We start from the raw sequence: 2,612 nt of genomic DNA on the forward strand, positions 1-2,612 counted from the left end.
GCCCGCCCCCCGCGCCCCCCCGGCCCCGCCCGTGGCGATGCCCGCCTATGGCGATGCCCGCCTATGGCGATGCCCGCCTATGGCGATCCCCGCCTGTGGCGATCCCCGATCTCACCATCCGATGCACGCACAGATACACGCGCCAAGGAGGGCACACCATCGTGCCGACCGACTCGACCGACTACCAGCAGGCAGACCGTGACCGGGCGGTCGTGGCAGGCTTCTACGCCGCGATGACCCGCGCCGACCAGCAGGGCGGGTTCACCTCCGAAGACCTCGCCACCGTCGTCGATTTCTTCGAGAACGAGCAGGAGATCGAAATCAACATCGGCGCACCCGTCGGGGGCGTCTATCGAGGACCCGACGAGATCGCCCTCGGCCGCCACCGGATGCACGAACTGTGCGGCTTCACACACCGCGACCACTCCCTGGACGAGAACATCGCCGACGGCCCCGGCCGGGTGGTGTGCGTCGGCGTCAACCACGGCGTGGACGTGGCCGGCAACCCTTGGTCGATGACGACGATCGAACTCGTGGACCTGGAAGACGGCAAGGTCGTCCGCAAGCGGGTCTTCTTCCAGGACCCCGAGTTCCTGCGTCGGATCGCTCTCGAACGGGAGGCCCTCCTCAAGGAACGGCTCGTCGAGGAGTACTGGCGTACGGACAACCCGCTCGTGGCGCTGCGGAAGAACGGAACCATGCCGAGTTGACGGAGTCTCCACGCTCACCCGTCACGCTCACCCGTCACAAAGGCGGCCGTCCCGCGCTGCCGTGCCGCGCGCCCGCAGGGGCCCGCCACAACGCTTAAGTGCTGCACTGTTCAACCGTAGAATGGTGTTATGGACGAACCCACGGGAGACCGCAACCGGTCCTTCGAGCTGTTCCATTCGATTCTGTGGACCCACAGAAAAGCGGCGGAGGCGTGGGTCCGCGACCGCGGCCTCACCCACGAGCAGGCCATGGTCATCGGATATCTCGAACAGCGGCCGGGAGCGATCCAGCGCGACATCGCGGAGATGAGCCGCACGACCGCGTCCAACATCTCGCTCATGCTGAAGGGGCTGGAGCGCCGAGGGTTCGTCGAGCGCCGGGTCGAGGAAGGCAACGAACGCCAAAAGCGCGTATACGCGACGCCCGCGGGCATCGACCTGATCACCGGGCTCAACGCGGCCCTCGCCGAGGTCGACGAGATGATCTTCGCTCCACTGACCGACGCCGAAAAAGACACCCTCGAAGCGCTGCTCGACAAGGTCAACGCCCGACTCCCGCAGTTCCCCCAACCCTAGGTTGCCGCAGGGCCGTTGACGCGGGTTCCTCGGCGTCCGTGTGCATCAGTCCGCCGGGGTGGCTGCGTTCGTGGCGCCACCCGCTGGACGAGCGGCCCTCGTCCTGGCCCGCCACAGAGCAGGTCGAAAGGGTGCGGCGGCACTCGCGCATCAAGTATCGCGAAAGAGACCGCTGAACGCGGAAGAGACCGGTGAACGCGGTGACCTGTCACAGGCCGGGCACATGGGGCGGCTCGCCCACTCGGTGGGCGGGTGGCGGGGCGGCGCCTGCTGGTCCGCCGAGGATCGCCGAGCGGACGGCGGCAGCCACCGCCGCCGCCCGCTCCATGACCCCCTCGGCGTCCTCGACGGCTGCCAGCAGGCGGTCGCGCGGGCGTTCGGCCGTGATACCGGCGAGGTTGGCCGAGACGGTGAGGCACGCGATCCCCGCTGCCGCCCGCAGCGTCTCGGCCGCGGCACCGACGTCGCCGAGGACGTGGCGGTTGCCGACCGGTACGAGACGCTCCGCGAGGACGACGAGCTCCCCGGCCAGCCCGACCGTCTCGACCGGTGGTGCCGCCGCCTCTTCGAGCGCCGTCGCGACGGCCGCCGACCGGACCGCCCTCTCCCGCGCGGTGCCCCGGGGGAGCCGGTAGGCGCGGGTCACGGCGGTGAACGCCGCCGCGTCCTCCTGCGCGAGCAGCAGCGCGCGGGCGCTCGCCCGGTCGGCGGCGGTGACGACGCCGTCGATCTCCGTCCGGTGCGCGTCGTACGCGCTGCCGTCGCTGTACCGGGCCACCATGGCGAGGAGCGCGGCTGCCTGGGCCGTGTGCAGCGCCCCGACCGCGCCGCCGCCCGGCGCGGGGAGACGGGCCGCAAGCTGGTCGATGAAGGTGCCGAGCGTCTGCTCTCTCACACTGCTCTCCTCGGGTGTGCGGTCGGTGCGGGTCGCGCCGGCACCGCCTGCGGCCCGGCCGCCCACTCGGCGGCGCGCAGGGTGTTGGCCAGCAGCATGGCGGTGGTCACGGGCCCGACTCCGCCGGGTACGGGAGTGACGCGTCCCGCGACGCCGTCGAGTTCGTCCGCCCTGACGTCCCCCGCGATCCCGGCCGGCGTCCGGTGGATGCCGACGTCGACGACGGTGGCGCCTGGCCCTACGTGTTCCGCGCCGACGAGTCCCCGTACGCCCGCGGCGACCACGAGGATCTCCGCGGGGCGCGTGGCCGCCGCCAGGTCGGCGGTGGCCTCGTGGGCCACGGTCACGGTGGCCCCGCGCCGCAGCAGCAGCGGCACCAGAGGACGGCCGACCGCCGCGCCCCAGCCCACGACCGTGACGCGGGCGCCTCT

3 protein-coding genes and 1 pseudogene are annotated in these 2,612 nt (G+C 71.7%); 2 read left to right on the plus strand and 2 right to left on the minus strand.

Annotated features, from left to right (window positions below; translation table 11 throughout):
- Window positions 1-161 precede the first annotated feature (161 nt).
- Window positions 162-710, plus strand: a complete 549-nt coding sequence (locus tag LCE31_RS38660; protein ID WP_225022892.1) for a nuclear transport factor 2 family protein — start codon at window positions 162-164, stop codon at window positions 708-710.
- A gap of 129 nt (window positions 711-839) precedes the next feature.
- Window positions 840-1,286 (plus strand): MarR family winged helix-turn-helix transcriptional regulator, encoded by a 447-nt coding sequence (locus tag LCE31_RS38665; RefSeq protein ID WP_225022894.1) that lies wholly within the window; start codon window positions 840-842, stop codon window positions 1,284-1,286.
- 208 nt (window positions 1,287-1,494) lie between these two features.
- On the opposite strand, the gene LCE31_RS38670 is transcribed toward LCE31_RS38665, so the two are convergent.
- Window positions 1,495-2,181, minus strand: a complete 687-nt coding sequence (locus tag LCE31_RS38670) for a cyclodeaminase/cyclohydrolase family protein (protein ID WP_225022896.1) — start codon at window positions 2,179-2,181, stop codon at window positions 1,495-1,497.
- Window positions 2,178-2,612: pseudogene (locus LCE31_RS38675) on the minus strand (bifunctional 5,10-methylenetetrahydrofolate dehydrogenase/5,10-methenyltetrahydrofolate cyclohydrolase); the annotation flags it as partial. The pseudogene LCE31_RS38675 and the gene LCE31_RS38670, both read right to left, overlap by 4 nt.

The sequence above is a fragment of the Streptomyces sp. 8L genome (assembly GCF_020176795.1).
Taxonomy (GTDB): Bacteria; Actinomycetota; Actinomycetes; order Streptomycetales; family Streptomycetaceae; genus Streptomyces.

What these genes read in the sequence shown, in the direction of transcription:
- LCE31_RS38665 (WP_225022894.1), top strand. Translation starts at nt 840, where the DNA reads ATGGACGAACCCACGGGAGACCGCAACCGGTCCTTCGAGCTGTTCCAT.